Source organism: Paenibacillus senegalimassiliensis, assembly GCF_001486585.1.
Classification (GTDB): Bacteria; Bacillota; Bacilli; order Paenibacillales; family Paenibacillaceae; genus Fontibacillus; species Fontibacillus senegalimassiliensis.
Map to the genome: position 1 here is coordinate 970,216 of NZ_LN909046.1, position 25,931 is coordinate 996,146.

Here is a 25,931-nt window from a genome sequence, read left to right on the forward strand (position 1 = left end):
AAACAAACTAAAAGCAGGGAGGATCACCATGGACCATTCCAACGAAACACTAAACGTACTGCTTATTTGCGGTTCCGGAGCCAGTTCCGGGTTTATGGCGGCCAACATCAGGAAGGCTGCTAAGAAGAGAAATCTGGACATGGATATCAAAGCCAGAGGAGAAGCAGAGATTGAGAATTATATCCATGATATCGACGCTTTGTTAGTAGGTCCTCATCTGGCGTATATCATTGATGAAATTGAGGAACTCACTAAGGATCTGGAAGTGAAAGTGCTCTTAATGAAATCTTCCTACTACTCCACATTGGATGGAGATGCTGCTTTAGACGATTTGTTACAGGAATTGAAAAGTTAAAGGGGACAAGATCCATGGACAAGTTAATTGCCTGGTTAAAAAATGATTTCTCTCCCAAGATGAACAAAGTTAACAACAATGTATGGGTTGTCACCCTCAAGGATTCCGTCATGCAGTTGTTGCCATTCATTTTGCTGGGGTCGGTATTTTGTCTACTCACCATACCTGGAGATATTTATCAAATTAAAAATTACCCTGACTTCTGGGTGCTCTTTGGATGGACAATGGGGATGCTGTCGTTGCTGGTGTCGTTCCTCATTCCCTTCAATTTGATGGAAAAGAAGAAATTAAGAAAACAGCGTTTTATTGCAGGCTGTACTGGTCTGATTACCTTTTTGATTATCGTGTCTCCCCAGATTGTAAAAGACGGAACGGTTGGCTTTACGCATACTTCACTGGGAACCGGGGGGATGTTTGTTGCGATTATCGCAGCTCTATTTACCGGATATATCATGAGCTTGTTCGGCAAATTCTCTTTCTTCAAGGAAGAATCGATTATTCCGGATTTTGTTCGAGCCTGGTTTGACTCGATGCTTCCCATTGGAGTTACTCTGGTTACGGCTTGGCTATTGGTAGATATCATTCATATTGATATTTATAACATCATTTTAAGTATCTTCATGCCGCTGGCCAATGTGGTTGAGACGCCATGGGGGTTCATCCTGATTATGTTCATATACTGCTTACTATATTCCATGGGCATTTCCAGTTGGGTCCTAACCCCCGTCACCAAGCCTATTCTTCTGGCAGCTATAACTGCAAATGCCACCTTGGGTGCGCATAATCTCGTTACTTCCGAAACGATCTATTCCGCTTACTTATGGGTAGGAGGCGTGGGTTGTACGTTACCGCTCGTCATTATGCACATGTTCTCAAAAAGCGCCAAGTTAAAGGCGCTGGGACGGGCCAGCTTCGTACCATCCATCTTCAATATCAATGAACCTATCGTGTTCGGCTCGATCGTATGGAATCCTTTGTTGATGTTACCCATGTGGCTCATCGGATTGGTCCTGCCGGCTATCGTTTGGATTGGGACTAAAATCATTCATCTTGCTCCCATTCCAAAGATCGTATTTGACATGTGGTATGTACCATTTCCGATTTCTACCTGGATTACAACCGGAGCCATTACGGGGATTATCCTTATGCTGATCTGTGTTGCGGTAGCGACCTTGATCTGGTATCCATTTTTTAAAACCTATGAAAAACAAGAGCTTGAGAGAGAAGCAACACCTATTAATTAATGTGTAAGGAGACCATACTATGACCTCGGAACAAATGGCTCAAAATGCAATGCAAATTATTTTACACGCCGGAGAAGCGAGAAAACACTGCGCGGATGCACTGAAGGATATTGAGAAAAGCAATTATGAAGAGGCCAAGCAAAAGGTGAAGTTGGCCAATTCAGAAATTGTGATCGCTCATCGTGTGCAAACGAACTGTATCCAGAAAGAAACGCAAGGAGAGGAGAAGGGTGAATACTCGGTGTTATTCGCTCATGCTCAAGACACGTTAATGACTGTATACAGCGAAATTCATCTTGTTAAGCGATTGATTGATATTTTTGAAAGCTTTAATCAAAGATTAGTCAGCCTTGAAATGATTAAGAAATAAACGATAAAAGAAAGGAATGAGAGACGTAAATGAACCCTATTCCAAAAGGATTTCCCGCTGATTTTCTATGGGGAGGTGCCGTTGCTGCCAATCAACTGGAAGGTGCTTATAATGTGGGGGGCAAAGGCTTAAGCGTAGCGGACATTAACGAATATGTGAACGATATCCCGCTTGATAAAAAGACGAATACCGAGTTAACCACCGATTATATTCGCGAAGCAATGCTTAGTACGGATCGAGTCTTCCCCAAGCGTTGGGGAATTGATTTCTACCACACGTATAAGGAAGATTTGAAGCTATTGAAGGAGCTGGGATTAAAAACGTTTCGTACCTCAATAAGCTGGACCCGGATTTTCCCCAATGGGGATGAAGAGCAGCCTAATGAGGAAGGTTTGAAGTTTTACGATAATCTCATTGATGAGATCATCGCCAATGGGATGGAACCTATGCTCACCTTGTCCCATTACGAGATGCCTCTGCATTTAACCACAGCCTATAAAGGCTGGTATTCAAGAGAAGTCATTGATTTCTTCGTTCGGTTCAGCAAAATCATCCTGGATCGTTACCAACACAAAGTGAAGTATTGGATTATCATTAATCAGATTAATTTGATTGTCCATGAATCCTTCAACCACCTGGGCATTGCCGAAGACGTTGTGGATGATCTGGAGTCAGCCAAATACCAAGGGGTACACCATGAGATGGTGGCCTGCGGACTGATTACGAAATATGCTCACGAACTGAATCCGGACTTGCAAATCGGTATGATGCTTTGTGGTGGCCCGGCATATCCGGCGACTTGCCGGCCCGAAGATATTTTCGCGACCGTAAGGAGAAATCAAATGGAGTATTTCTTCTCCGACGTCTTACTGCGCGGATATTACCCTGGTTATGCTTTTCGCTATTTCGCGGATAACAATATTAGTGTGAAGTTCGAAGAGGGAGACGAGGAGGCGTTAAGACATACCGCTGACTTTATGTCATTTTCCTATTATTATACTCGTATTTTTGACGAAGCCAGCATGAAGAACAAGAGCGGGACGTACCGCAACGCCGAACTTCCGGCCAATCCCTGGGGGTGGACGATTGATCCCATCGGGCTTCGCACCTTGCTTAATCTGTTCTATGATCGGTACCAGTGTCCTATCTATATCACAGAGAACGGTATTGGCTACCACGACACTTTGGAGGACGACGACTCCATTCATGATGCTTATCGTGTTGATTACTTCCGTGCTCATATCGAGCAAATGAAAGAAGCCATTAAGGATGGGGTGGACCTGAGAGGTTACTATGCCTGGGGCCCTATCGATATCATTAGCTGTTCTTCCTCGGAGATGAGCAAGCGCTATGGATTTATCTACGTAGATCAAGATGATTATGGTAAGGGGACGAAGAGACGGCTGCGCAAGGATAGCTTCTATTGGATGCAGAAAGCCATAGCTACGAATGGGGAGAACCTGGATTGAGGTTGCGTTAGCCATGTCAAATTATTGGAAATTCGGTGGACAAGTCATCATGTTGATCATAGCGATGGGGTTCACCGCCCTTGCAGTCAATTTGTTTATCGCATGCAATATAGGATCGGATACGCTCACGGTTCTATTGGAGGGACTTCATAAGACTACCGGAAGGAGCCTAGGCCTGACCAGCTTTATCATCAACATGGTTCTGCTGGCTGTAGCACTTTTACTCAATCGTAAGGCTATCGGCGTATCTTCCTTCATTTATTCTTTCGGCATAGGCCCATTTATTAATATGTTGTTCCCGTTCATTTCCAATATGGGCTTAGACCATCTACAGTTATTTAACAAAATTATCGTTGTTATTGTAGCTAATTTCTGTTACTCCATCACCTATGTTCTGCTCATGAGATTTGGCAACGGCATGTATGCCATCGATGCCATATTACGTTATTTGGAGTCGAAGTTTGGCTTAAGATACGATCTTGGCAGAATAGGGGTGGATGCGATTTTATTAGGAACGGGTTACCTTTGCGGGGGAATTGTAGGGATCGGCACGGTGATTGCCTTGCTTCTTACAGGCCCGGGAACCTTGCTGGTTGAGCGAATTCTGTTAAAAGGGAAGGGATGGATCAGAAAACATGCAAAAAACATTTAAAATTACCGATGAAGACGGCATCCATGCGCGACCAGCTACAGCCCTGGTTAATACAGCTAATCAGTTCCAGGGAGTTGAAGCATTTGCAGAAGCTCATGGTAAGAGGGTGACGCTGAAGTCTATATTGGGCGTACTGTCCTTAGGACTTGAGATGGGAGATACGCTAACCTTGGAAACGGATGGGGAGGGTGGTATTGTAGCACTTGAGGCACTTCAGAATGTGATGATTAAGGAAGGGCTTGGCGAATTGTTTGAATAAATCCATGGGACTGATTAATCCGGCGCTGCTGAGCGCCGGTTTTTTTCTATATTATTTAAAAATGAAAATATACAAAATACAGCAATGGGTGTAAAATGAAGTTATTTGAGGCTGCCTGGAGGAATATGGCCTACTTGTCTTATGTATTGTGAATAAAATCGCAAACCAAGGCGGTAGAACAAATTTAAGCCAGTATGGCACATGGCTATGCCTACTATAGATAGAACATATAGGGAGATGGGACAACAATGAAGCAAGAGACTACTAGAAGAACTATGATGCTGCTTGCACTGGTGCTGATCGTCGGCATCGTGGGTGTGGCTTGCGGTAGTAAGGCGGCAAATTCTACGAACACGGGTGAAGGGAGTGGCACCGCAGTTGCCGCCGATTCAACCAATAATGGGCCGGAGGGATTGGCCGAGCTGAAGCTGGGACTGTTGCCGTCCATAGATGCCATTCCATTCGTCATTGCCCATGAGCAAGGCTTCGATCAGCAGCATGGAGTTCTTCTGGACATTGAGACATTCAAGAGTGCCAAGGATCGGGACGTCGCTTTTCAAGCAGGCAAGGTGGACGGAATTAGTGCCGATCTGGTTGCGATCTCCATCTATAATGAGGCGGGGCTGGACGTGAAAATTACCAGCACGACCTTTGGAGAATTTGATCTGCTCACCGGCAACAGCGAGATTCAGGATGTGAAGGATCTGAAAGGGAAGACTGTGATTCTGTCCAAAAATACTTCAACGCAGTATACCGTTGCCATGATGTTAAAGCAGGCCGGTCTGACGGAGCAGGATATCCGTATCACGGAAGTACCACAAATTCCTACCCGGTTGGAGCTGCTGAAGAATAATAAGGCTGATGCGGCGATTTTACCGGAGCCATTTGTCACGATGGGCCAAGCCGCAGGGTTGCGCATGCTTAGCTCGACGCACGAAGCGAACATTAATCCGTTCGTGCTGGCTTTCCCGCAGAGCGCCATTGATGCCAAGGCTGACGCCATCCGGGCGATGTATGCTGCCTATGATGAGGCCGTAGCGTACATGCAATCCCATGACAAAGCGGACTACATCGATCTGGTGATTGAAGAGGTGGGTTATCCCGAAACCTTGAAGGAGCAAATTGAGGTGCCAGCTTACATTCCGGCCAACCAAGTCGATGTGAAGGAAGTTGAAGCGGCCTTCGCCTGGGCCCGTGAGCAGGGGCTGTTGACCAAAGACATTACCCCCGAAGATGTGATCTCCGATGTCCAGTTCAAGAAATAGCGGACTCAGTGTCAGGGAGCTTGAAGTAGAATACCGGAGCGGGGAACTGGCATTGGGGAAGGTCAGTTTCACCCTGCCGGAGCATGGCATTTACACGATTCTCGGCCCCTCCGGGAGCGGGAAATCCACATTGCTTCGTGCCATCACCGGTCTATTGCCGGAATACCGGGGCGAACTGCTGTTCAATGGAAGCTCTTTGCGTGAACAGCACGTTCTGATGGGCCTGGTTCCGCAGAATTACGGTCTGCTGCCCTGGAAGACCGTGAAGGGCAATATCCGGGTAGCGATGAGCATCGCGCATCCTCAGGGACAGAGCAAGCAGGTCCGGGAAGCGCAGATAGACCAGTGGCTAGCGGCGATGGGCATCGCGGAGCTGGCGGAGCGTTATCCGCTGTCGCTTAGCGGTGGTCAGCAGCAGCGGGTTGCCATTGCGCGGGCCTTTGCCATTGCTCCATCCATGCTGTTGCTGGACGAGCCGTTCTCGGCGCTGGATGCCATAACCAGGGAAACGCTGCAACAATTGTTCCTGGAACATTGGCAGGCCAATCCCGCTACTGCGCTATTCGTAACGCACGATGTTGACGAGGCTATTTTGCTAGGGCAGAAGATGATTGTTCTCCCTTCTAGTAAGAATGATCCGGCGGAAATTATCGATAACGAGGAAGTATTTTCCATGAAGCTTACGGAGAAGCGGGCCAGCGATGCTTTTTTCACCCAAATGAAGAAGGTCAGAAAGGTAATGCAGGAGAAATGGTGAATTCGCGGAGACTGAACTATATCTTGAGATTGTTGCTGGTGTTCGTGGGGATGAATATCATCTGGTACGTGGCGCATGTATTGGTGAACCATCCCATGCTGCCCAGTCCGCTGGGGGTCTACCTGGCGATGGGCCAGCTCGGGGGAAGGGAGCTTGTACTGAATGTTGGCTACAGCTTGATGCGTGTATTTGCCGGCGTACTGTTGGCACTGATTCTCGGCCTGCTTGTTGGGCTGTTGATGGGGCGATCCGTACTTTGGAACAAGCTGCTGGACCCCGTAGTGTACTTGACATATCCGGTACCAAAGATTGCCTTGCTGCCCGTGGTAATGCTGTTCTTTGGACTTGGCGAGACGTCCAAGATTCTCATGATTATGCTGATTCTGTTGTTCCAGATTATCATTTCTGTTCGGGATGGCATCAAAGCGATTCCGGCAAGCACCTATGATGTGCTGACCAGTATCGGAGCAGGGCGGGGTCAGAAGTTCTGGCATGTGACCTTGCCCGGCGCCTTATCAGTCATCCTCAGCACGATTCGTGTCTCGCTGGGAACAGCGATCTCAGTTCTGTTCTTTACGGAAATCTATGGAACGGAGCATGGCATGGGCTTCTTCATCATGGATGCCTGGCTAAGGCTGGATTACCCGCAGATGTATGCTGGAATCCTGCTGTTCAGCCTGGTTGGCTTTCTGCTATTTCTACTGGTGGATCTGCTGGACTACCGGTTCATGAAGTGGCGGAGATAGGTAGAGTTCGGGTTGTTTCAATAGCAAACGAGCCTCAGCTTATATGCTGGGGCTCGTTTTTTTACAAGGATGTATTTCTATTTTGTTAACTTCGACTCTATAATCTCTTCAATTGTACTGGTTATTGCCTGTTCATCCAGTTGATTGTACTGGTAAGTCCGTGTTCTTGTTCCCTCGACATAGGTAATATCCCCCGAGAAGTCTAATTGCTCCTCATAGTCGTCAACCTGCTGCATAGGCAACAAAGTCTTCTTGTCGATAGTGAACGTTTGCTTGAGTATCGTGTAGCGCGGGATGTCGAGGATAGGGGCATCGTCCGTCGATTCATCCTGCTTCGGCTCTTCATGCAGAGATCCTGTAATGATGAGGGTATAGTTGTCCTTATCCTGATTTACGGTCATGTTCGTCTTTTCCACTTGCAAAGCTGCGAGGAATGGGTTAATGGACTGCTTCTTGGCTTCAACCTCCTTAGTAGTGTGTTCTTCATCTTTCTTCCCCCACTGCTCCCAATAATCTAACCCCATGTGGAACAACAGGCCATAAGGCTCGGTAATGTATATTTTATACTCCCATCCTTCTTCATAGGTTTGCTCCATATACCATAGGAAGGGTTCCTTGTTGTATTGATCTAATATCGTGATGTTGTTCCATGGAGCGGTCTCCTGTTGTTCAGGGGTATCATATTCGCGATAAGTTTGCTGGCCCTTAATTTCATAACTATGTATTAAGTCGAATTGTTCGGAGGATTTCTGTAATAATTCATCGGCTGCCGGAAGCCCGTTCTTGTCCTTGGTAAGCGAGGATGGCCCGCCGCACCCACTTAAAACTACAAGTAGTAGTACGCTCATAGTTAGCGTGACTTTGTACAATTTGAACTTCATTTCTCTCCAAATCCCTTCATGTTGTAAGTCGACTCTTTCCTATATCGGCATATGTAAACCCAATCTTTAGGAGGGGGAGTGTCATTATTTTCCTATTGGATTTATAATAGAAGAATCTGTGAAAATGAGGCCAATGGCTTGGGGAAGATGAAGATGAAGGAACGGAATTATGCTCTACTGTATAAGGTCGCGGCCGGGAATACGGCTAAGTCGTTGCTGGGTGTACCTTATGGGTTGATGTCGGCATTCTTGCTGGCGGATATTATCCAGGCGGCCATGAATACTGACTTTGAGCAATTATTACGACAAAGTCTATTGCTTGTGGGAATAGCTATCTGTTATTACGTCATTGACTATATGGTCAGTGTCGCCATGCAGGTTCAGACAGAGGTTGGCAAGCACCAGTTCAAGGCAACGCTCCTAAGCGGATTTCTGAGTCGTTCTATGAAATCGCTATCATCAGAGATTAGTAAAGGAGAAGTGATTGAGCGACTGGAGCATGATGTGAATGAAATTGTGAAATATTTTACAAATAGTCTGCCGACTTGGCTGGCTGCACTGGTCACTGCTGCGGCTTATGCGGTTTATTTTGCCACCGTGGATGTATGGATTTGTGGGTTGTTGCTTCTGGCCGCCTTGCTCCATGTCATCCCTCCGGTGTTAATTAAACGGTATATGCGGCAAAATTATCTGGATGCCCGGGAGATTGAAGCGCGGCTGACCAACCATGTGCTGGCGGGCTACAGGGGATTTAAGGTTCTGCAAGTATACGGGGCTCATGCCTGGTTTCTGAATAAGCTTAGAAATATACATACGGAATATCATCGTATCGGGAAGAAAGCGGAGAGAACCATTACTGTTGAGCAAGGGATGACGGCTTCTCTGGAGCATATTATCAAGTTCGGCACCTATGGCCTTGTGGCCATCCTGACGGTGAAAGGGGCAGGCGATCTTAAGGCAGGGCTGGCCGTGTTAGCACTAAGTACCGAATTCTATCGGGCGGCTGCACAAATCTTTAATTATATCGTAGAAAGACCGATTTATGTTACCGCTAGAGCCCGGGTAGAGGGACTGATGGGTTTGGAGCTAGAAGAACCATCCCTATGTGTGTTGCCTCCGGAAGTGGATCAACCTCTGGTGTTCATCGCCAATCTTCCTGTTGGGAGTCCCGGAAGAGAGGTGATCGTAAATCTGTCTGTTAAAGAAAAATCGCGAATTCTCCTCCAAGGCCCCAACGGCTCGGGAAAATCAACACTGCTGAATGTGTTACTTCGCCGTAGGTTATATGATCGTGGCAGCATCATGTACAAGGGCAATGAACTATCCGGAATTTGTGAGGAAACCTATTTGCAAGAGATTTCCTGGTTACCCCAGGAGGATTGCCTGCTGTCGATTACGCCAAAGCAGCTATACCAGATGATGTTCCAAGAAGGAACAGACCGATGGTCCGCTATGGTGGTCTGGTCTGAAAGATTTGGTCTGAACAAAGTCTTGTTGGAGCAACGTCCAATCCGTGATCTGTCCGGTGGTGAGCGGAAGAAGGTCTACCTCATCGCAGCGCTGTTAAAGCCAGCCTCTCTCATTTTGCTCGATGAACCGGACAATTATTTGGATGCCGCAGCTAGAAGCGTATTACAGCAGTGGCTGGAGAAGACGGATCAAACCTTGCTTATGGTTAGTCATGGAGAGGGATTCATCGAGCAAGCAACCGTAGTCGTTGAACTGCAACAAGGCGATATAAATTTGCATAGAAGGAATGGAGCACATGCGTAACTCAGTGGTCACCCAAGCATTGCGGCACCACAAATGGACAATCCTGCTTGGAGTCATACAGGGCATTGCCGGGGGCTATCTAACGATCTTGATTTATCGGATTATCGGGAGCTTTACCAACGATATCTTGTATCGACCGGAGGAGATGACCTTCCGTTCAGCCACCTACTTCATCCTGGCTTTGCTAGGGAGCATTCTATTGCTTCCGCTGTTGCAATATATCAAGAATATTTTGTTATTCCGCAATGCTCTGGAGCATGATCACTATATCCTGCACCAGTTCATCCATTTGCCGCCAGAGCGTATCAAGGATTTTAAGGAAGGGGACATGCAATACCGGTTGGAGAAAGATCCTAATGAATTTCGGTTCGCGGTATTAGCTGTGTTCACGAAGATCCCGGTATCAGCTATCGTGGGGGCGGGTATAGTCGTGCAATTGATACGGATTCATATGGGGTATGCGCTGGTCTGTCTGATCGTAGCGGCGGTTCCGTTGCTGGCTAGTCGGGTGAAGAAACGGATAGAAGCCGAATATAAAATGAAGACCAGGGATTACGAGATGAGCAGCCGCAATCTGGAACTGGATATGGTACATGGGGCCGGTTACCTCAAGGTATTTCAGCTTGGATCGGGGTTCCTGAGACTGTTTGCTGAACGGTTCCAGCAATATTACACTTCTCGGCTTCAACATCATATGCGGCTGCAATACATGCTGGAGAGACTTGACTCGTTCACGGGTCTGCTCACCAGTGCCATCATTATTCTGTGTGGTGCGTGGCTTGTGGCGGCGAGTTACATAGAAGTCGGCTATATTATGACGGTCTTTGGCCTATCAAATACACTGAAGACTGTATTTCTCGATCTGGATGCAGCACTTAAAAGCTATCATATGATGCAAATTTATCTTCCTAAATTAAGTGAAATCAGTGACGGGAGAACGCGTGCTAACCTCACTCAAGTAGAAGGGGGGCCTTTGGCACTGGAAGGCAAACAAATAAGCTTTCAATATGAGGAAGGCCGCCCGTTATTAGCGTCAATTGATTTTCAGATTAGGCAGGGGGACAAGGTGGCGATTGTTGGCCCCAATGGGCGGGGGAAGTCTACGCTTATGCAAATTATGGCGGGACTACTTAAGCCCTGTGGCGGGAAGCTTACCGTAAATCATGTAGACCTTTCGCAAATCGATTTGCCTTCTTATTTTGCGCAGTATGCTTATGCGGAGCAGTCTCCGTATTTATTTGAAGACTCGGTGTACAACAATGTTAAGCTAGCTCGCCCCGAGGCCAGTGACAAGGAAGTTGCAAGGGTGTTGGACAGAACGGGCTTATCTCATATGTCGGCCTTGGGCCTAGAGATAGAGAACAGTTCGGGAGGAGAGAAGCAACGCATCTCGGTGGCGCGTGCCTTATTAAAAGATAGCCCCCTCATTTTTCTGGATGAGCCCTACCATGACCTGGATCAGCAAGGTAAGGAATTAGTTCGGGAGATAATTACTAATCCGGGGAAAACGGTGGTCTTTATCTCCCATGAGGATGAACTAACCGCACTGGCGAATCAAGTGATTCGGCTATGATGAATTACTCTAATTTTTTTTAAAAATCATATTTATGAAGGGTGAGGCTAATGGACATTTTTAATAGTCTTCTAAGTAAGATCGGAATTTCAGGGGGAATAATTACTCTTGTCTTAACTATTTTTAGATTGCGGCCTGTCACTATGCTAACCTCCACATATGTGGAGAAAAGGCTATCAACAAAAGAGAGAAATCTTTCTATTAAAGTAGTAACAAATATAGGATATATTGTAGTTCTCTATATTTCTTATATACTCGTCTTTTTGTATGCTTATAGCAATAAAATTCATCAATTTAAATTGATAAGTTACCTTGGAATGGTTTTCATTTTTATCATATTTTTATTAGTGGGGATTACTTCATTCTCTAGCGATTGGAGTAAAAAAGTCTGGAATAACATGAATTTTTGTTGGAAGATGATATCTTTAATTGTATTTATGATTAACATTATTTGTATTGCTGTTGTGATGCCTTTTTATTCGGGTTCTGCAGCAGCCTTGATCCCAGAAGAAAATTTAGTTATTGATACTTATGGGAAACTAACATTTATATTACTACTGATGTTGGCATCATGTGTTTTTTCCTGGTGGATATTGAGATGGGAATTTAAAATGATAATTTCTATTTCTGACCAAAAAAAATTATTTATAATAGAAGGCAATATTAAATGGTATATTTATCATCCTGTAGACAATAATTTGATTTTAATTGGGAATCATCTCAGCTCAGAAAAAGCAACTATTTTTAGACATATTGAACGAAGTAAATTGATACAACAAAATTTATACTTATCTAATACATATGACTCTGATATTGAATATGTAATTTAAAATTCTAATAATAAATAGTAGTATATTATAATCATCTATTCGCTCATACACCGAGGCCAAGGGGAACTGGTATGGACAATCCACGTCGTATTTTTAGCAATTCAGGCAAAATCCTCGCCACTTTGAGAAGGATCACCATAAAAAACAGGTTGTTGGTGGCGTTTTTTATTACTTCTCTGCTTCCCGTCATTTTCATTACGATTTATTCCAATATTCGTTATGAGGAATCTATCTCTGACAAGCTAAGCGCCTTCTCCTTACAGGTGCTCTCCGAATCTGCGGTCAACGTATCCAGGGAACTGGTGCAGTATGAAACCTTAAGTGAATCCATTATCGTTAATAAAGAAATTCAAGAGGGGTTACGGCTGGCCGGCACGATGTCCGATTTTGAGAAGAATGAATTCAAGACCCGAATCAACAATGATCTTGGCGAGCAGGTCTTCAGACTAAGCAATTTGTCCAACGTCGTGGTCCTCACCGAAGAGATGGAAGCGTTCTACGACGTAGGCTACGAATGGTATCCCGATGATCAAATCCAGGAGAGCATTGGGCGAATCGACCCTTTATCCGGGAATACCAGCTGGAGTTATCTTCGTTCCAATCGTGGCTCGGATAAGATCGCGTTAAGTCGCGTTATTTTCTCTGCCGATAATTTGAATAAAAAATTAGGATATCTCATCATCGTGATCGATGGCCGGGTGTTTACTCGTAATACCTATGAGCATGTCGATTTGGGGAATGGCGGAATGGTGTATATCATGGATAGGCACGGGACCGTTGTCTCCTCAGCTAATCCGATCATTGGACAAGGCGGCCCTTATAGCCAGCAGGAAGTCTTTGATAAAGTTGTCGGGAATGAGACGGGGCAGTCTTTCTATACCCGTATAAATAACAAGAAGTATCTGGTTACCCACACGTATATCCGTTCCGCTGATTGGTATATGATCGGCTTGATTCCCCACTCCTTCATCATTTCCGAACTCGTAGATATTCGCAGCAATCTGATTGTCATCAGCATATTCATTCTATTCTTGTCTACCTTTATGGCTCTGCTAATTTACAGAAGTATCATTAATCCCATGAAGGAACTGTTGCAGTATGCCAAGACCATCAAGCTCGGTAAGCTGGACTTCAAGCTACCCTCTGAGAATGCCCCGGATGAAATGGGCAAATTGACGGAGACTATCGACCAGATGGTGGCTCAATTGAAACGGCTGATCTATCAGGTGGAAATGGAGCAGAAGGCGAAGCGAGACGCAGAGCTGAAGATGCTGCAAGCTCAGATTAATCCGCATTTCCTGTTCAACACGCTTAACTCCCTCAAATGGAGCGCGATGATGAGCAAGAATACCGTAGTTGAGGAAGGGATTGCCTCTCTCTCGGAACTGCTGCGCAATACGATTCTTGACCATGAAGAGATGATTCCCTTAAGCAAGGAATTGGATAATCTACTCCATTATTCGGTTATTCAGCGTATCCGCTACGGCGAATCCTTTGATCTGACCTTTAGCGTGGAGGAAGAGGGGCTTTATGAATGCCTGGTTCCTCGGTTTATTCTTCAGCCCATTGTTGAAAATTCAATCATCCATGCCGGAGGAGACGATGGGAGAATCGTCAAAATTCATATTGAAATTACGGCGCTGGATGGTATACTACAACTCAAGATTTCAGACAATGGCAAGGGCTTTGACACCCGGGACCTGCAGCTTCGCAGAGCTTCCCACGAGAAGCTGTCGGGCATTGGCATTGTCAACGTGGAGGAGCGTCTTCGTCTATATGTCGAAGAACCTTTTGGGATGCATATCAGCAGTGAGCCCCAGCAGGGGACGGTAACGACAATTCGACTGCCTGTCAAAAGGAAGGAAGGGTAAGCGGGATGTACAAGGTTCTTATCGTAGATGATGAAATGATTGTCAGACATGCCGTGAAATCGTTGATTCGTTGGGAGGGGAGCCGCTTCGAATATGCCGGATCGGCAGCAAGCGGTGTGTCGGCGCTGGAGATGGTGAATCGGACGCAACCGGATATTATCATTACGGACATCAAGATGAGCGAGATGGACGGCCTGGAACTGATCAAGCAGCTTACCTCTGCCCGTTATGCGGGAGAAGTATTGGTTCTTAGCAATTATAATGATTTTGAGTTGGTTCGTGAGGCCCTGAAATGCGGAGCCCATGACTATATGCTGAAGCTTACTCTCAAGACGGATGAGTTCATGTCCACTTTAGAGGAAATGGCATTAAAGCTGGATGGGAAAAGGTCTGGAGATCGGGCGCCACAGGGGAATGAGGACACGGGCAAGGCTAGCGAACAAGCGGTTATACAATGGCTCAAGCAGGCGCATGAGGAAATGGGAGAACAAAATAACTCCCTGGGTCGAGCGGAAGTAGCCCGCTGGTTTACAGGCGAACACAGGGGGCAGGCCTTTGTGTTTGATATACAGGCTTACCAGCAAGAGCTTGTTCAGCCACAAGCTACTACGGAATACATAGAAGCATTGCAGAAAATTGCCGAAGGATTGTTCCCGGCGCAATCCAAATGGTGGGTTGCCTCTCTTCCACCCAACCGCTACTCCCTATTGGCGGCATTGCCAAAGCAGCAGGAAGGGGAGCAGCCACCTGCGGCCGAGGAACTGGCCAAGAGGATCAAAGCGCTCTTCAAGAGCTATTACAATATGGAGATCGGAATTGTATACGGGAGCCGGGCATCCACTTATGATGAACTAATGAAACAAATTAAGCTCAACCGGGAAGCCGATGATCTGTCCTTCTACATGAAGTATCGCGCAGAATGCATCTTTAATGCGTATCTGAAGGAGCCAATTCACAATGACGAGGACTTCAAGGGGCTGGAAATTCAAGTCAAAGACAGCTTCCATCATGTGGCTGGCACGGATTTGGATCTCTGGCTAGAGAGTGGACTAAGCTTGATTCAATCCGCCGCTGATCTTCAGACGAAGCCCAGTACCTTGAAGAGGGCGATTATCGGCGGGGTCTGGGGGCTGGTCAATTCCAAGATCATGAGCAGCGAAACGTCGTGGAACGAGAGCGCCTGGATTCGGAAGATCGAGTTAGCCGATACAGATTCTGCTCTCATGCTGTTACTACAGGATCTTTACGATGAAGTTGTAACCCGAGTGGGCAAGAATCCCGGGGATCAATTGCATCTGCGTGAAGAGATTCGGCAAGCTATTACTTATTTGAAGAAGCATTATGCTCAGCGGGTCGTAATTTCCGATATTGCAGCTCATGTTGGCTTCTCAGAACCTTACCTGTGCCAGGTGTTCAAGGCCGAGACGGGCGTAAGTCTGCTGACGTACCTCAATGAGATCAGGATGAACAAGGCCCATGAAATGTTGTCTACGGGTAATTATCTGATCAAGCAAGTGTCGATGGAGGTAGGCATTCCCGATCCATTTTATTTCAATCGCCTCTTTAGGAAACGTTATGGCGTAGCCCCGAAGACGATCAAGAAGAATCAACCCTCCTAGGGCAGGTTAAAATGGACAATTTTAAGGTCACCTGAAAAAAATAAAGCTTTGGGATAAATTTGCCACGGAATGTAAGCGGATTGCGTAAAATTATCCATGATGATCCGTTCTTTTGTTAATATGTTGAAACCCCTTACAATCCTATAATGAAACCATCAAACCAGAAAGGGGTCAAACCATGATATTGAAAAAGAAATGGATTGTACTAGCATCGGTAGCCTTGCTGCTTGCAAGCATGCTATCTGGCTGCGGCTCCAGCAACAATCAAGCGGCTGGCGAGAACCAACCTGCTCCTTCGGCTCCGGAGGAGAGCAATGGGGATGTAGAGACCTTCGATAATCCAGAGCTCAACATTGCTGTATTCCAAGGAGGTTACGGCCGGGATTATTGGGATAGTGTTGCGGCTGCATTTATGGAGGAGTATCCGGGTACGAAGATCAATATTAGTGCAAGCCCTAAAATTGCTGAGCTGATCAGACCAAAGATTGTCGCAGGTAATCCCCCTGACTTCATGTATATTTCTGGCAGCGACAACACGCCGATTTTGACAGGATTAATCAAGGACAAGGCTTTGCTGGAATTAACGGATATCTTTGAATCAGAATCGGAGTCCGAGGTTCCCCTGAAGAGACGAATCCTGGACGGCGTCCTGGAATCAAGCTCCAGCGCGCCCTACGGTGACGGTAAGGTGTACCTTGCTCCTTATAACTTTGGGCTAATGGGCCTTTGGTACAACAAGGATCTATTTGACTCGAAACAAATCGCACCGCCTACCACCTGGGACGAATTCTTTGCTGCTAATGCTGTGGCCAAGGATAATGACCGTGCGCTATTTACTTACCAGGGACTGTATCCTGGTTATCTGGAAGAAATGATTGTACCCGCGATCGCCAATGCGGGCGGACCACAGGCGTTGGAACAATTCTTCAATTATGACCCGGAGTTCTGGAAGAGTGAAACGTTTACCCAGGTTTGGGGTTTGCTGGAGAGAATTGCGAATGAAGACAACGGGTTAATGAAGGGGACCGTCGCTCTTAACCATACCCAATCTCAAACGGCCTTCTTGCAGGGTAAAGCCATGTTCATTCCGAATGGTACCTGGTTTGAGGATGAAATGAAGGACGCGCCCCGTGAAGATGGCTTCCAGTTCGGGTTCCTCGGCGTTCCGTCGCTGGATGCCGGAGGTAAGGTAATGGCATTGACACAGGTCGAGCAAATGGTCATTCCGGCCAAAGCGAAAAACCCGGAGCTGGCTAAAGCGTTCATGAAATACCTGTACACCGAGAAGAGCGTCAAGTTGAATGCTGAGAAAGCGAAGGGCGTTATGGCGGTGAAGGGAGCTCCTGATCTCGTCAAAGAGTACATCTCTGATACCACCTACAATATTTATAAAGCGGTGGATAGCGGAATGGTGGCTGTTAATGGCTCCTTCCAGCCGGTGGCGAAGGGCAGTAAATACAATCCGAGCGACGAAGTGTATAAACCGATCTCTTCTATTATGAGCAAGCAAATGACGTTGCAGGAGTATTCGGATAAGATGTACAAGGTCTATACGGACATTCAGAAAGAACTGGCTGAGCAAGGCGAGCAATAAGAAGAGGCTGAACGAACTTACCTCCGGTACCTTTAAGGTGCCGGGGGTATTTTTTTGCCTTCATGAAACTTAACAATTTTAAGATGCAACAATGACAGGGGATGGAGGACGTAACTGGGTAGGCATATCGCTTAAAATTCTCCATGAACATCCTTTCTTTTGTTCATTTGATGAAAGTGCTTCCAACTCTATAATGAGGACATCTGATCGAAAGGGGTTCCAACCATGCTGCTCAAAACAAGAAGAAGGGTGTTTATCGCTGCCTGTCTGCTACCAGGATTCATCTTGTTCTTATTATTCAAGGTGTATCCGACGGTGCAAATCTTCCAGAAATCATTGTATCTCTGGACAGGGCTTAGTGATAAGCCAAAGTTTGTCGGACTTAAAAATTATATCGACATGTTCCATGATGATACGTTTCTCTTGTCTTTGAAGAACACAGGGCTGCTGATGCTGGTGGTTCCTGTAATTACGTTGCTAATCGCTTTGGCTAATGCAGCCATTCTGGCGAAGTCGAAGCTCAAGGAACGGAACTTGTACCGTACCGTGTTCTTCTTCCCCAGTATTCTGTCCTTTGTGGTCATCGCGATTCTGTGGTCGTTCATTTATCACCCGACGATGGGGTTTCTGAATTCCGGCCTGGAATTCCTTGGACTTGGAGAATGGGCGCTGCCTTGGCTTGGCGATCAGCGGGTCGTGCTCTGGGCGCTGGCGGTGACTTTGATCTGGCAAGCGGCGGGGTATTATATGGTCATTTATATGGCCGGGATTGACGGCATTTCGCCTGATCTCTATGAAGCCGCCGATCTGGACGGGGCTACCCGCTTTCAGCAGTTCATGCAAATCACCATCCCCATGTTATGGGAGATCATCCGGGTCACAATTATATTCAGCATTAACGGGGTGCTAAGCATCAGCTTCATCATTGTGTCGGTGATGACGGCTGGCGGTCCGGATCATCATTCCGAGGTGGTTATGACCTATTTGTATTCCCAGGCCTTCACGAATTCAAACTTTGGCTACGCGATGGCTATCGGTGTATTTATCTTCATCATTTCAATGATACTGGCCTTGCTCAGCAACAAGCTTACGGAAAGGGGGTCCCACTGATATGGTTGACCACACGGTAGATTATCCACACACAAAGAATAGACGCCGCTTTAGCTTCGGCAAGCTCCTGTTACGCTTGCTGTTAATTATCCAGACCATTGTAGTCGTATACCCGTTGCTATGGAATGTGCTTGCTTCGGTCAAGACCAACGCGGAAATTATGGAGAGCCCGTGGAAGCTGCCGGCCGGGCTGGAGTGGAGCAATTACGTCCATGCCTTTACCACCGCCCGCATCGGTGATTACATGCTGAATTCCTTGCTGGTGGTTATCTTCTCGATGGCGATTCTCCTGATAGCGGCTGTTCCAAGCGCCTATGTGCTGGGGAGAATGCGTTTTAGGGGACGTTCCTTTTTCAGCAATTTTTATATGGCGGGGTTATTTGTTGGAGGAGTGTATATCATTGTACCGCTCTTTATCCTGATGAATAGCTTGCATATGCTAGACAATCGCTTCTGGCTGAGTGCGGTGTACGCCACAGGGAGCTTGCCCTTCTCCATCTTCTTGTTGACCAGCTTCATGAAATCCATTCCACATGACTATGAGGAAGCAGCGATGATTGATGGTTGCGGCTATTTCACGACTTTACTGCGAATTATTGTTCCTATGGCCCGTCCAGGGATTATTACCTTAATTGTGTTCAGCTTCTTTGATTTCTGGAACGAATACGTAATGGCGATGACCTTCATCAGCGATGATGCGAAGAAGACCATTCCGGTCGGCTTATCCAATCTGATGCAAATCCAGCAATATGCCACGGATTGGGGTTCATTATTTGCCGGACTCGTCATCGTGCTGGCACCCACCATTCTCGTCTATATTCTGCTACAGAAGAAGCTGACCGAAGGTATGATGTTAGGCGGAATCAAGGGCTAGACCTTAATAACATACAACGATTTGATCAAAAGGAGAGATGACAGATGGCAACAGAGAAGGGGAGAGTTACGCTACCTAGCGAAGAAGGCTTCGTGCGGGAGACGAAGGAAATTATGGAGCGGTGGGGAGCAGATGCGATTCGGGATAGCGACGGGACGAAGCTCGATGATCAGCTTAAAGCGCTGGACGCCAAAATCTATACGGCTTATTTTCCGACGCGGGGGCATAACGAATTCATTGAACAGCATATGGAAGAATGTCCACAAATATATCTCATGTCCGATTTTACGATGGCCCAGTCTACAGCATTAGAGATTAATCTGCTTCAGTCCTATTATGGGGAGCAACTGGATGTAGATTATATCCATGAGCCCAAGACCTACTGGCAGGTCATGGACCGTACGGCGGGGGAGCTTGTACCGGAGGAGAACTGGAGCGTTAGCCCCTCGGATCATAAGGTGCTGATTCGCCAGGCCAAGCCCTGGCATGAGTATACCGTAGCTTTCCTGGCTTATATCAAATGGGACCCGGTTCAAATGTACAATCACATCATCAACGACTGGGGTGACAAGCCCCATGAGATTCCATTTGATGTGAAGCAGCCGCAGACGAATGCTTTTATTTATGAGACGATGAAGCAATGGCTGGTCGATAATCCGGAAGTGGATGTCGTGCGGTTCACGACCTTCTTCTATCAATTCAGTCTGGTCTTTAATCAACAGGGCAAGGAGAAGTTCGTGGATTGGTTTGGTTATGGCGCGAGCGTATCGGTGTCCATGCTGGAGGACTTCCGCAAGGAGAAGGGGTATGCCTTGACGGCGGAGGATTTTGTAGATCAGGGATATTATAATTCCTCCTTCCGGGTGCCTGCGGCAGCGTATCTTGATTATGTGGATTTTGTCTCACAGTATGTGGCAGCCGAAGCGAAGAAGCTGGTTGATCTGGTCCATGACAGCAAGAAGGAAGCGATTATGTTCCTGGGAGACCAATGGATTGGCATGGAGCCTTACGGCCCGTATTTCTCGTCCATCGGGCTTGATGCGGTGGTGGGAAGTGTAGGCGACGGGACCACCTTGCGGATGATTTCGGACATTCCGCATGTATCCTATACGGAAGGAAGATTTTTGCCTTACTTTTTCCCGGATGTATTTCATGAAGGCAATGATCCGGTGGTAGAGGCCAGAGAGAACTGGCTGGCAGCTCGCCGTGCCATACTTCGAAGTCCCATCGATCGCATGGGGTACGGGGGCTATCTAAGTCTGGCCTACAAGTTCCCGAAATTCGTAGAGTACGTAGAGAAGATTACCGATGAGTTCAGAGAGATTCATCAGCATATCGGAGAGAGCAAGCCCTACACCGGATTAAAGGTGGCCATTCTCAATAGCTGGGGAACGCTGCGGACGTGGCAGGCTTTTACGGTGGCCCACAGCCTGTATTCCAAGCAAGCTTATTCTTATTACGGTATCCTAGAAGCGCTTAGTGGAATGAATGTCGAGGTGCAATTTATCAGCTTCGAGGATGTGCTGGGCGGTGGCATTGATCCTTCCACGGATGTCATCATTAATGCAGGGGATGCGGGGACCGCGTTCTCAGGCGGTGAGGTTTGGAAGAATGTTGAGCTTATCGAGATATTGAGAGAATGGGTATATGGCGGCGGCGGTCTGATCGGGGTGGGCGAGCCTGGGGCGGTGCTTCACCAGGGGAGATATTTTCAATTGGCCGACTGCCTGGGCGTCGACAAGGAGATGGGACTGAGTCTATCCACGGATAAATACTTCCATGAAGCGGTTGCCGAACACTTTATTACGCAAGAACATGTAACTTTCCATTTTGGCGAGAGTATGAAAAATGTGTACGCCTTGCATGATCGCACTCAAATTCTGGAGTATTCTAACGGAGAAGTTCATTTGTCAGCAAATCAGGCGGGACAAGGCCGAGCCGTGTATATTGCCGGATTGCCTTATTCCGCGGAGAACAGCAGGCTGTTGATGCGCAGTCTATATTATGCTGCTGGCAAAGAACAGGAAATGCAGATATGGTATTCCGATAACTTGCACTGTGAGGTTCATGCCTATCCAGATAGCGGATATTACGCCGTTGTGAACAATTCGTCCGTGCCACAGGTAACCCATGTCTACGATGGCAACGGGCAGATGGAGAAGATAGAACTGGCCGCCGAAGATATTCAATGGAGGGTAGTGAAGCGCTGATGAGAATAGAAGAAATTTTCGAGGTTCGTCCCTCCCGGAGACAGTTGGAGTGGCAACGATTGGAGTTCTATGGCTTCATCCACTTCGGCATCAATACGATGACCGGACGCGAGTGGGGGGTGGGGCATGAGGATATAAGCTTGTTTAATCCGGTGAAGCTGGACGCCGAGCACTGGGTGTCTATGTGCAAGAATGCCGGAATGAAGGCGCTGATCCTAACCTGCAAGCATCATGACGGATTCTGCTTGTGGCCTAGCCGTTATTCCGAGCATACGGTGGCTAATACGCCGTGGAAGCAAGGGCAAGGAGATGTGGTGCGAGAGGTGGCAGATGCTTGCCGACGGCAGGGGTTGAAATTTGGGGTGTATTTATCCCCTTGGGACCGGACGGAGGCAAGCTATGGGGAGGGGAAGCTATACGATGACTTCTATGTCCATCAGCTAACCGAACTGTTAACCCATTATGGCGAGATTGCCTGTGTATGGCTGGATGGGGCTAATGGGGAAGGTCCTAGTGGGAAGAAGCAATATTATGATTGGGACCGATATTATGAGACGGTTCGCCGCCTTCAGCCGCAGTGTGTGATCAGTGTTTGTGGTCCGGATATTCGCTGGGTTGGCAATGAAGCTGGACATACCCGCCAGGAAGAGTGGAGTGTGGTCCCGAGGTTCCTGCGTGATGCCGAGAAGGTGGCCGAAAAGTCTCAACAGGCCGATGATGGAGAGTTCTCTCGTTCTCTGAATTCGATGGATGAGGACTTAGGAAGCCGTAAAGCTATCGCTCAATACCCCGATGAGGATTGGGTATGGTATCCGGCTGAGGTGAATACCTCCATTCGCCCAGGCTGGTTCTACCATCAGGAAGAGGATAGCCAAGTGCGAAGCGGCAGCGAACTGTTTGATATTTACTTGAATGCTGTAGGCGGGAACGGAACCTTTCTGCTAAATCTTCCTCCCAATCCAGAGGGCGTGATTGTGGAAGAAGATTGTCAGGCGCTTGGCGATTTGGGAAGCAAAATTACACGCTTGAACGATGTCAATCTGAGTTTAGGCGCGCGCGTTGACGTCTCTAGCAACCAAGAAGCTTCTCAGGAAAACATGGAGGGCTTATTGAATTCGGCGTATAGCGAATTTGTCTGGAGGCCAGCGGAAGATGATACAGAGCCTTGGGTCCAGCTTACTTTGGAGAATGAGGTAACTATCGATACGATTATGCTTCAGGAGCAAATTCAGTTAGGCCAACGGGTTGAGCGATTTGAGATATGGGCGATTGGTGGCGATCAAGTGGAGTGGACTTTATTGGCTGAGAGCAGCATCATCGGCTATAAGAAAATCCTCCGTATTCCCGTGACCTGGCTGGATCGAATAAAGATCGTATTCAAGCAGTACCGCGGGTATCCTACACTGAAGCATGTTCGACTGCTGCATTTGGGGGAGAAAGGGAATTCCTCGCTCACCAAGGAATAAATAAATAATTAGCACAAGACGAGCAGGCACTTCCCATCGGGAGGTGCTTGTTCTTTTTTGTTGGGTACAACATAAACAATGTAACGAGATAGCCCTAACCATTGAAATTGCTGAAAATTGTATAACTTGAATATGCTATAATCTATTGATAATGATTCTCATAAAGTGAAGACGGTAGGTGCTATCATGAGAAACGGGCATATTCAACAAGCCATGATGTATATAGAGGATCATCTGAATGAGTCCATCAGCCGCTCCGAATTGGCTGACATTGCAGGCATTAACCCGGATCATTTCTCGCGGATGTTCAAAAAGCAAACGGGGATTAGTCCGAAGGAATATATCACGCGCTTACGGATGGAGAGGGCCAAATCCCTGCTCGCCAAGTCGCCTTCGTCCATTATGGAAGTTGCCCGCAGCGTAGGGTTCGAGGACCCGTATCATTTCAGCCGCAGGTTCAAGCAAGTCGTTGGTGTAGCTCCTTCAGCTTATATGGCTTCGCCCCAGCTTCGCGTGGTGGCACTCGACGGTTATGGGCATTGTCTGGCGCTTGGTGTGGTGCCAGTTGCGGCGGATGCCAAACCCATCGGTCAATATGTGCCATGGATGAAGGAGGTCGAGGTCTTGTCCTTATCCGGGGAACGGGAAATGGACAGAGAGCGTTTGGCCACCCTGAAGCCAGATATCATCATCACGATGAATCGCCATGACGAGCAGGAATTGGCAGAGATTGCCCCGGTCGTATTCCTGGATGTGTTGGAGGACCCCATTTATGGGCAGCTTGTCAAACTTGCGGCCGCTCTTGGCAAAGAAGCGCAGGCGGCACAATGGATTCAGGACTACGAAGAACGCTGCCATATGCTGAAAATGCAGCTTGCCAAGGACGGGCAATCACGTCGTGTGGCAATTCTCCGCGTCAGGGAACCACTGCTCCAAATTTACGGGATGCAAAATATGGGCTATCCATTCTATCGCTCCTTGAAAGTGGTTCCTCCCGAGCGTATTTTGCTGCAAACGGTATGCAATGTTCATTTTCATTCCAGTGCTATTAGTATGGAGGAGATCGGATTCTATGAGGCAGACGAACTGTTCGTTGTAGTCCAGCCGGAAGAGGGGGCACGGCGACGGTGGAAGGAGTTGCAGGCCTCGCCATCCTTGTGTTCTCATCCCGCGTATCGATCAGGGCGAATATATGAGCTGGACGTCAGCCGCTGGCTGGCATATGATCCGATATCCATCCGTTTCCAAATGGAGGAAGCGGCAGGCTTGTTGTTATCCGGGGCTCATATGCCGGAATAATCCATCCTCCACGCAACAATTCGCCATGGAGCCGTTCTGGTGAGATGATTAAAATATAAGTTGATATTAATAATCATTATCACATAGAAAACGGGAGGGTCCTATGAATTTACATCATGTCTTACACCTGCAACGAAAACCGGGATTTATGCTGTTGCTGCTGCTAATAGTGGCATTGCTGGCGACAGCGTGCGGTGCAACAAATACGCCAAGTGGTAGTGGCAATGAGCCGCAGAATGCCGCGACAGAACCAGCACCTTTGGAAGCGAAGACTCGCACCGTAGTGGATGATTTGGATCGGGAAGTAGAGGTTCCTGTAGCTCCTGAGCGGATCGTTGCCGGAGAGTTCGCTCCCGAACTACTGACGCTGGGCATTAAGCCCATCGCTTCGGGAGATAACGGATTTAAGGTTATTTATACCTTGGACGAGATGGAAGGGGTGGACCGCATTGGTGATCCGCCTAACCCGGAGAAAATTCTGGAGCTTGATCCTGACCTGGTTGTTGCGCCTACGGTGTTCCTGGAGATTTATCCAGAGCAAATGGAGCAAATCGCTCTTATTGCCCCGGTATATTACTTGAGCTTCGACCAAGATCCCATCCATGGCATCTTTGTTAAGCTGGCCGAACTGGTTGGCAAAAGTGAGGAGGCCAAAGCCTGGATTGCCGAGTATGAGCAGGAGGCAGAAGCTGGGCGGGAGCGCTTGGCGGCTGCGATTGGCGATGAAACGGTGTCTATTTTCCGGGTGGAGAAGGGACGGCTGCGGATCTATCTGAACCGGAACTTTGCTGGATATATGCTACGCAGCAGCTTGCAGGTTCCGGCACCGGATGCAGTGACTGCCGAAATCGAGCAGAATCCTAATAGCTCAGCCGTGCAAATATCCATGGAAAAGTTGCCGGAATTTGCGGGCGATCACCTGTTCATTATCGTACGTGAAGAGGGAGATGACCGCCAAGCCTTTGAAGAGATTAAGGAGTCGGGGCTATGGAACAGCCTTGATGCGGTGAAGAACGGGAAGCTGCATTTTCTGGAGACGGACAAGTATTATGGCTCGGATATTGTCACGATTCGCGAGACGATGAAGGAAGCCGTAGAGATGCTGGCTCCGGAAAATGCTGACGAAGGGAAATGACCGGGATGGCTGATCGGGAGCAGGATATGCAAATGGCCTCCATCATCCGGGAGCGCAGAACCGTACGGGATTTTAACGGTCAGCCGCTGGAGCGAGAGGTTATTCTCGGCATACTGCGGGATGCCGTATGGGCACCATTTCACGGCAGGAAGGAGCCGTGGCGGTTCATCCTGTTCACTGGCGAGGCTCGCAAACGGTTCGCAGAAGCCGTTATCGGAACGTATTCGTCCGAACTGGCAGAGCGCTGGAGTGACTGGGCATTCAGGCAATACTGCGAGCTGATGCAGGCCCACTTGCTGGTGGTCATTGAAGCTGATCCTCGCCAGAAGTATTGGGAGGATGCCATTGGAGCGGCGTCGGCGTTAATTCAGAACATCCAATTGCTGGCTTGGGAGCGACAGGTGGGGGTAGTCTGGAAGACCAATGAGTGGAACTGGGACCCATCCTTCCATCAACAGGTTGGGGTGATGCCCCATGAGCGCATCGTGGGTACTTTGCATCTCGGGTATTTCGATAAGGCACCCAAGCCTAAGCGGAGAACTCCAGTGGAGGAATTGCTGACAGAGTTCTCCGAATAGA

Annotated in this window: 23 protein-coding genes; 22 read left to right on the forward strand and 1 reads right to left on the reverse strand. The window is 47.6% G+C overall.

Going from position 1 to position 25,931, the window contains the following annotated elements; all coding sequences use genetic code 11:
• The first annotated feature begins 28 nt into the window (after nucleotides 1-28).
• The 9 genes from BN3279_RS18580 to BN3279_RS18620 all read left to right on the forward strand — a co-directional run bounded on the left by BN3279_RS18580 (nucleotide 29) and on the right by BN3279_RS18620 (nucleotide 7,117).
• A complete protein-coding gene (locus BN3279_RS18580; protein WP_059052849.1) occupies nucleotides 29-355 on the forward strand; it encodes a PTS sugar transporter subunit IIB in 327 nt (108 codons plus the stop codon).
• 14 nt (nucleotides 356-369) lie between these two features.
• A complete protein-coding gene (locus tag BN3279_RS18585) occupies nucleotides 370-1,599 on the forward strand; it encodes a PTS sugar transporter subunit IIC (RefSeq protein ID WP_059052851.1) in 1,230 nt (409 codons plus the stop codon).
• A gap of 19 nt (nucleotides 1,600-1,618) precedes the next feature.
• Nucleotides 1,619-1,969 carry a PTS lactose/cellobiose transporter subunit IIA gene (locus tag BN3279_RS18590; protein WP_059052853.1) on the forward strand — a complete coding sequence of 117 codons (351 nt, stop codon included), beginning with the start codon at nucleotides 1,619-1,621 and terminating at the stop codon, nucleotides 1,967-1,969.
• A gap of 29 nt (nucleotides 1,970-1,998) precedes the next feature.
• Nucleotides 1,999-3,438, forward strand: a complete 1,440-nt coding sequence (locus tag BN3279_RS18595) for a glycoside hydrolase family 1 protein (RefSeq protein WP_059052855.1) — start codon at nucleotides 1,999-2,001, stop codon at nucleotides 3,436-3,438.
• A 13-nt stretch (nucleotides 3,439-3,451) separates the two neighbouring features.
• A complete protein-coding gene (locus tag BN3279_RS18600; protein ID WP_059054549.1) occupies nucleotides 3,452-4,090 on the forward strand; it encodes a DUF6198 family protein in 639 nt (212 codons plus the stop codon).
• A complete protein-coding gene (locus BN3279_RS18605; RefSeq protein ID WP_059052857.1) occupies nucleotides 4,074-4,349 on the forward strand; it encodes an HPr family phosphocarrier protein in 276 nt (91 codons plus the stop codon). The genes BN3279_RS18600 and BN3279_RS18605 overlap by 17 nt, the downstream gene beginning before the upstream one ends.
• Nucleotides 4,350-4,597: 248 nt before the next feature.
• A complete protein-coding gene (locus BN3279_RS18610) occupies nucleotides 4,598-5,614 on the forward strand; it encodes an ABC transporter substrate-binding protein (RefSeq protein WP_059052860.1) in 1,017 nt (338 codons plus the stop codon).
• Nucleotides 5,595-6,371, forward strand: a complete 777-nt coding sequence (locus BN3279_RS18615) for an ABC transporter ATP-binding protein (protein WP_059052862.1) — start codon at nucleotides 5,595-5,597, stop codon at nucleotides 6,369-6,371. The genes BN3279_RS18610 and BN3279_RS18615 overlap by 20 nt, the downstream gene beginning before the upstream one ends.
• Nucleotides 6,365-7,117 carry an ABC transporter permease gene (locus BN3279_RS18620; RefSeq protein WP_059052863.1) on the forward strand — a complete coding sequence of 251 codons (753 nt, stop codon included), beginning with the start codon at nucleotides 6,365-6,367 and terminating at the stop codon, nucleotides 7,115-7,117. The genes BN3279_RS18615 and BN3279_RS18620 overlap by 7 nt, the downstream gene beginning before the upstream one ends.
• Nucleotides 7,118-7,194: 77 nt before the next feature.
• Here the strand turns inward: BN3279_RS18620 and BN3279_RS18625 are convergent, their stop codons facing one another.
• On the reverse strand, nucleotides 7,195-7,965 hold the full coding sequence (locus BN3279_RS18625) for a hypothetical protein (protein WP_187377819.1): 771 nt from the start codon (nucleotides 7,963-7,965) through the stop codon (nucleotides 7,195-7,197).
• A 180-nt stretch (nucleotides 7,966-8,145) separates the two neighbouring features.
• Between BN3279_RS18625 and BN3279_RS18630 the strand changes: the two genes are divergently transcribed.
• The 13 genes from BN3279_RS18630 (at nucleotide 8,146) to BN3279_RS18690 (ending at nucleotide 25,930) form a co-directional block, all read left to right on the forward strand.
• Nucleotides 8,146-9,771 (forward strand): ABC transporter ATP-binding protein, encoded by a 1,626-nt coding sequence (locus tag BN3279_RS18630; RefSeq protein WP_232436921.1) that lies wholly within the window; start codon nucleotides 8,146-8,148, stop codon nucleotides 9,769-9,771.
• Entirely contained in the window at nucleotides 9,764-11,344 is a 1,581-nt protein-coding gene (locus tag BN3279_RS18635; RefSeq protein ID WP_059052870.1) for an ATP-binding cassette domain-containing protein, read from the forward strand. Before BN3279_RS18630 ends, BN3279_RS18635 begins: the two co-directional genes overlap by 8 nt.
• Nucleotides 11,345-11,394: 50 nt before the next feature.
• Complete coding sequence (locus BN3279_RS18640) at nucleotides 11,395-12,174, forward strand: hypothetical protein (RefSeq protein ID WP_059052872.1); 780 nt, start codon at nucleotides 11,395-11,397, stop codon at nucleotides 12,172-12,174.
• A 155-nt stretch (nucleotides 12,175-12,329) separates the two neighbouring features.
• Complete coding sequence (locus BN3279_RS18645; protein ID WP_232436886.1) at nucleotides 12,330-14,045, forward strand: sensor histidine kinase; 1,716 nt, start codon at nucleotides 12,330-12,332, stop codon at nucleotides 14,043-14,045.
• Nucleotides 14,046-14,050: 5 nt separating this feature from the next.
• Complete coding sequence (locus BN3279_RS18650; RefSeq protein ID WP_059052874.1) at nucleotides 14,051-15,664, forward strand: response regulator transcription factor; 1,614 nt, start codon at nucleotides 14,051-14,053, stop codon at nucleotides 15,662-15,664.
• Between the two features lie 178 nt (nucleotides 15,665-15,842).
• Nucleotides 15,843-17,258, forward strand: coding sequence for a carbohydrate ABC transporter substrate-binding protein (locus BN3279_RS18655; RefSeq protein ID WP_059052876.1), 1,416 nt, complete (start codon nucleotides 15,843-15,845; stop codon nucleotides 17,256-17,258).
• Between the two features lie 225 nt (nucleotides 17,259-17,483).
• Complete coding sequence (locus tag BN3279_RS18660; protein ID WP_059052877.1) at nucleotides 17,484-18,368, forward strand: carbohydrate ABC transporter permease; 885 nt, start codon at nucleotides 17,484-17,486, stop codon at nucleotides 18,366-18,368.
• A 1-nt stretch (nucleotide 18,369) separates the two neighbouring features.
• Nucleotides 18,370-19,242 (forward strand): carbohydrate ABC transporter permease, encoded by an 873-nt coding sequence (locus BN3279_RS18665; RefSeq protein WP_059052879.1) that lies wholly within the window; start codon nucleotides 18,370-18,372, stop codon nucleotides 19,240-19,242.
• Nucleotides 19,243-19,286: 44 nt separating this feature from the next.
• A complete protein-coding gene (gene gnpA / locus BN3279_RS18670) occupies nucleotides 19,287-21,452 on the forward strand; it encodes a 1,3-beta-galactosyl-N-acetylhexosamine phosphorylase (RefSeq protein WP_059052881.1) in 2,166 nt (721 codons plus the stop codon).
• A complete protein-coding gene (locus tag BN3279_RS18675; protein WP_059052883.1) occupies nucleotides 21,431-22,918 on the forward strand; it encodes an alpha-L-fucosidase in 1,488 nt (495 codons plus the stop codon). Before gnpA ends, BN3279_RS18675 begins: the two co-directional genes overlap by 22 nt.
• Nucleotides 22,919-23,104: 186 nt before the next feature.
• A complete protein-coding gene (locus BN3279_RS18680) occupies nucleotides 23,105-24,217 on the forward strand; it encodes a helix-turn-helix domain-containing protein (protein WP_059052885.1) in 1,113 nt (370 codons plus the stop codon).
• Between the two features lie 103 nt (nucleotides 24,218-24,320).
• A complete protein-coding gene (locus tag BN3279_RS18685; protein WP_059052887.1) occupies nucleotides 24,321-25,352 on the forward strand; it encodes an ABC transporter substrate-binding protein in 1,032 nt (343 codons plus the stop codon).
• A gap of 5 nt (nucleotides 25,353-25,357) precedes the next feature.
• Complete coding sequence (locus tag BN3279_RS18690; RefSeq protein WP_059052889.1) at nucleotides 25,358-25,930, forward strand: nitroreductase family protein; 573 nt, start codon at nucleotides 25,358-25,360, stop codon at nucleotides 25,928-25,930.
• Nucleotide 25,931: the final 1 nt, after the last annotated feature.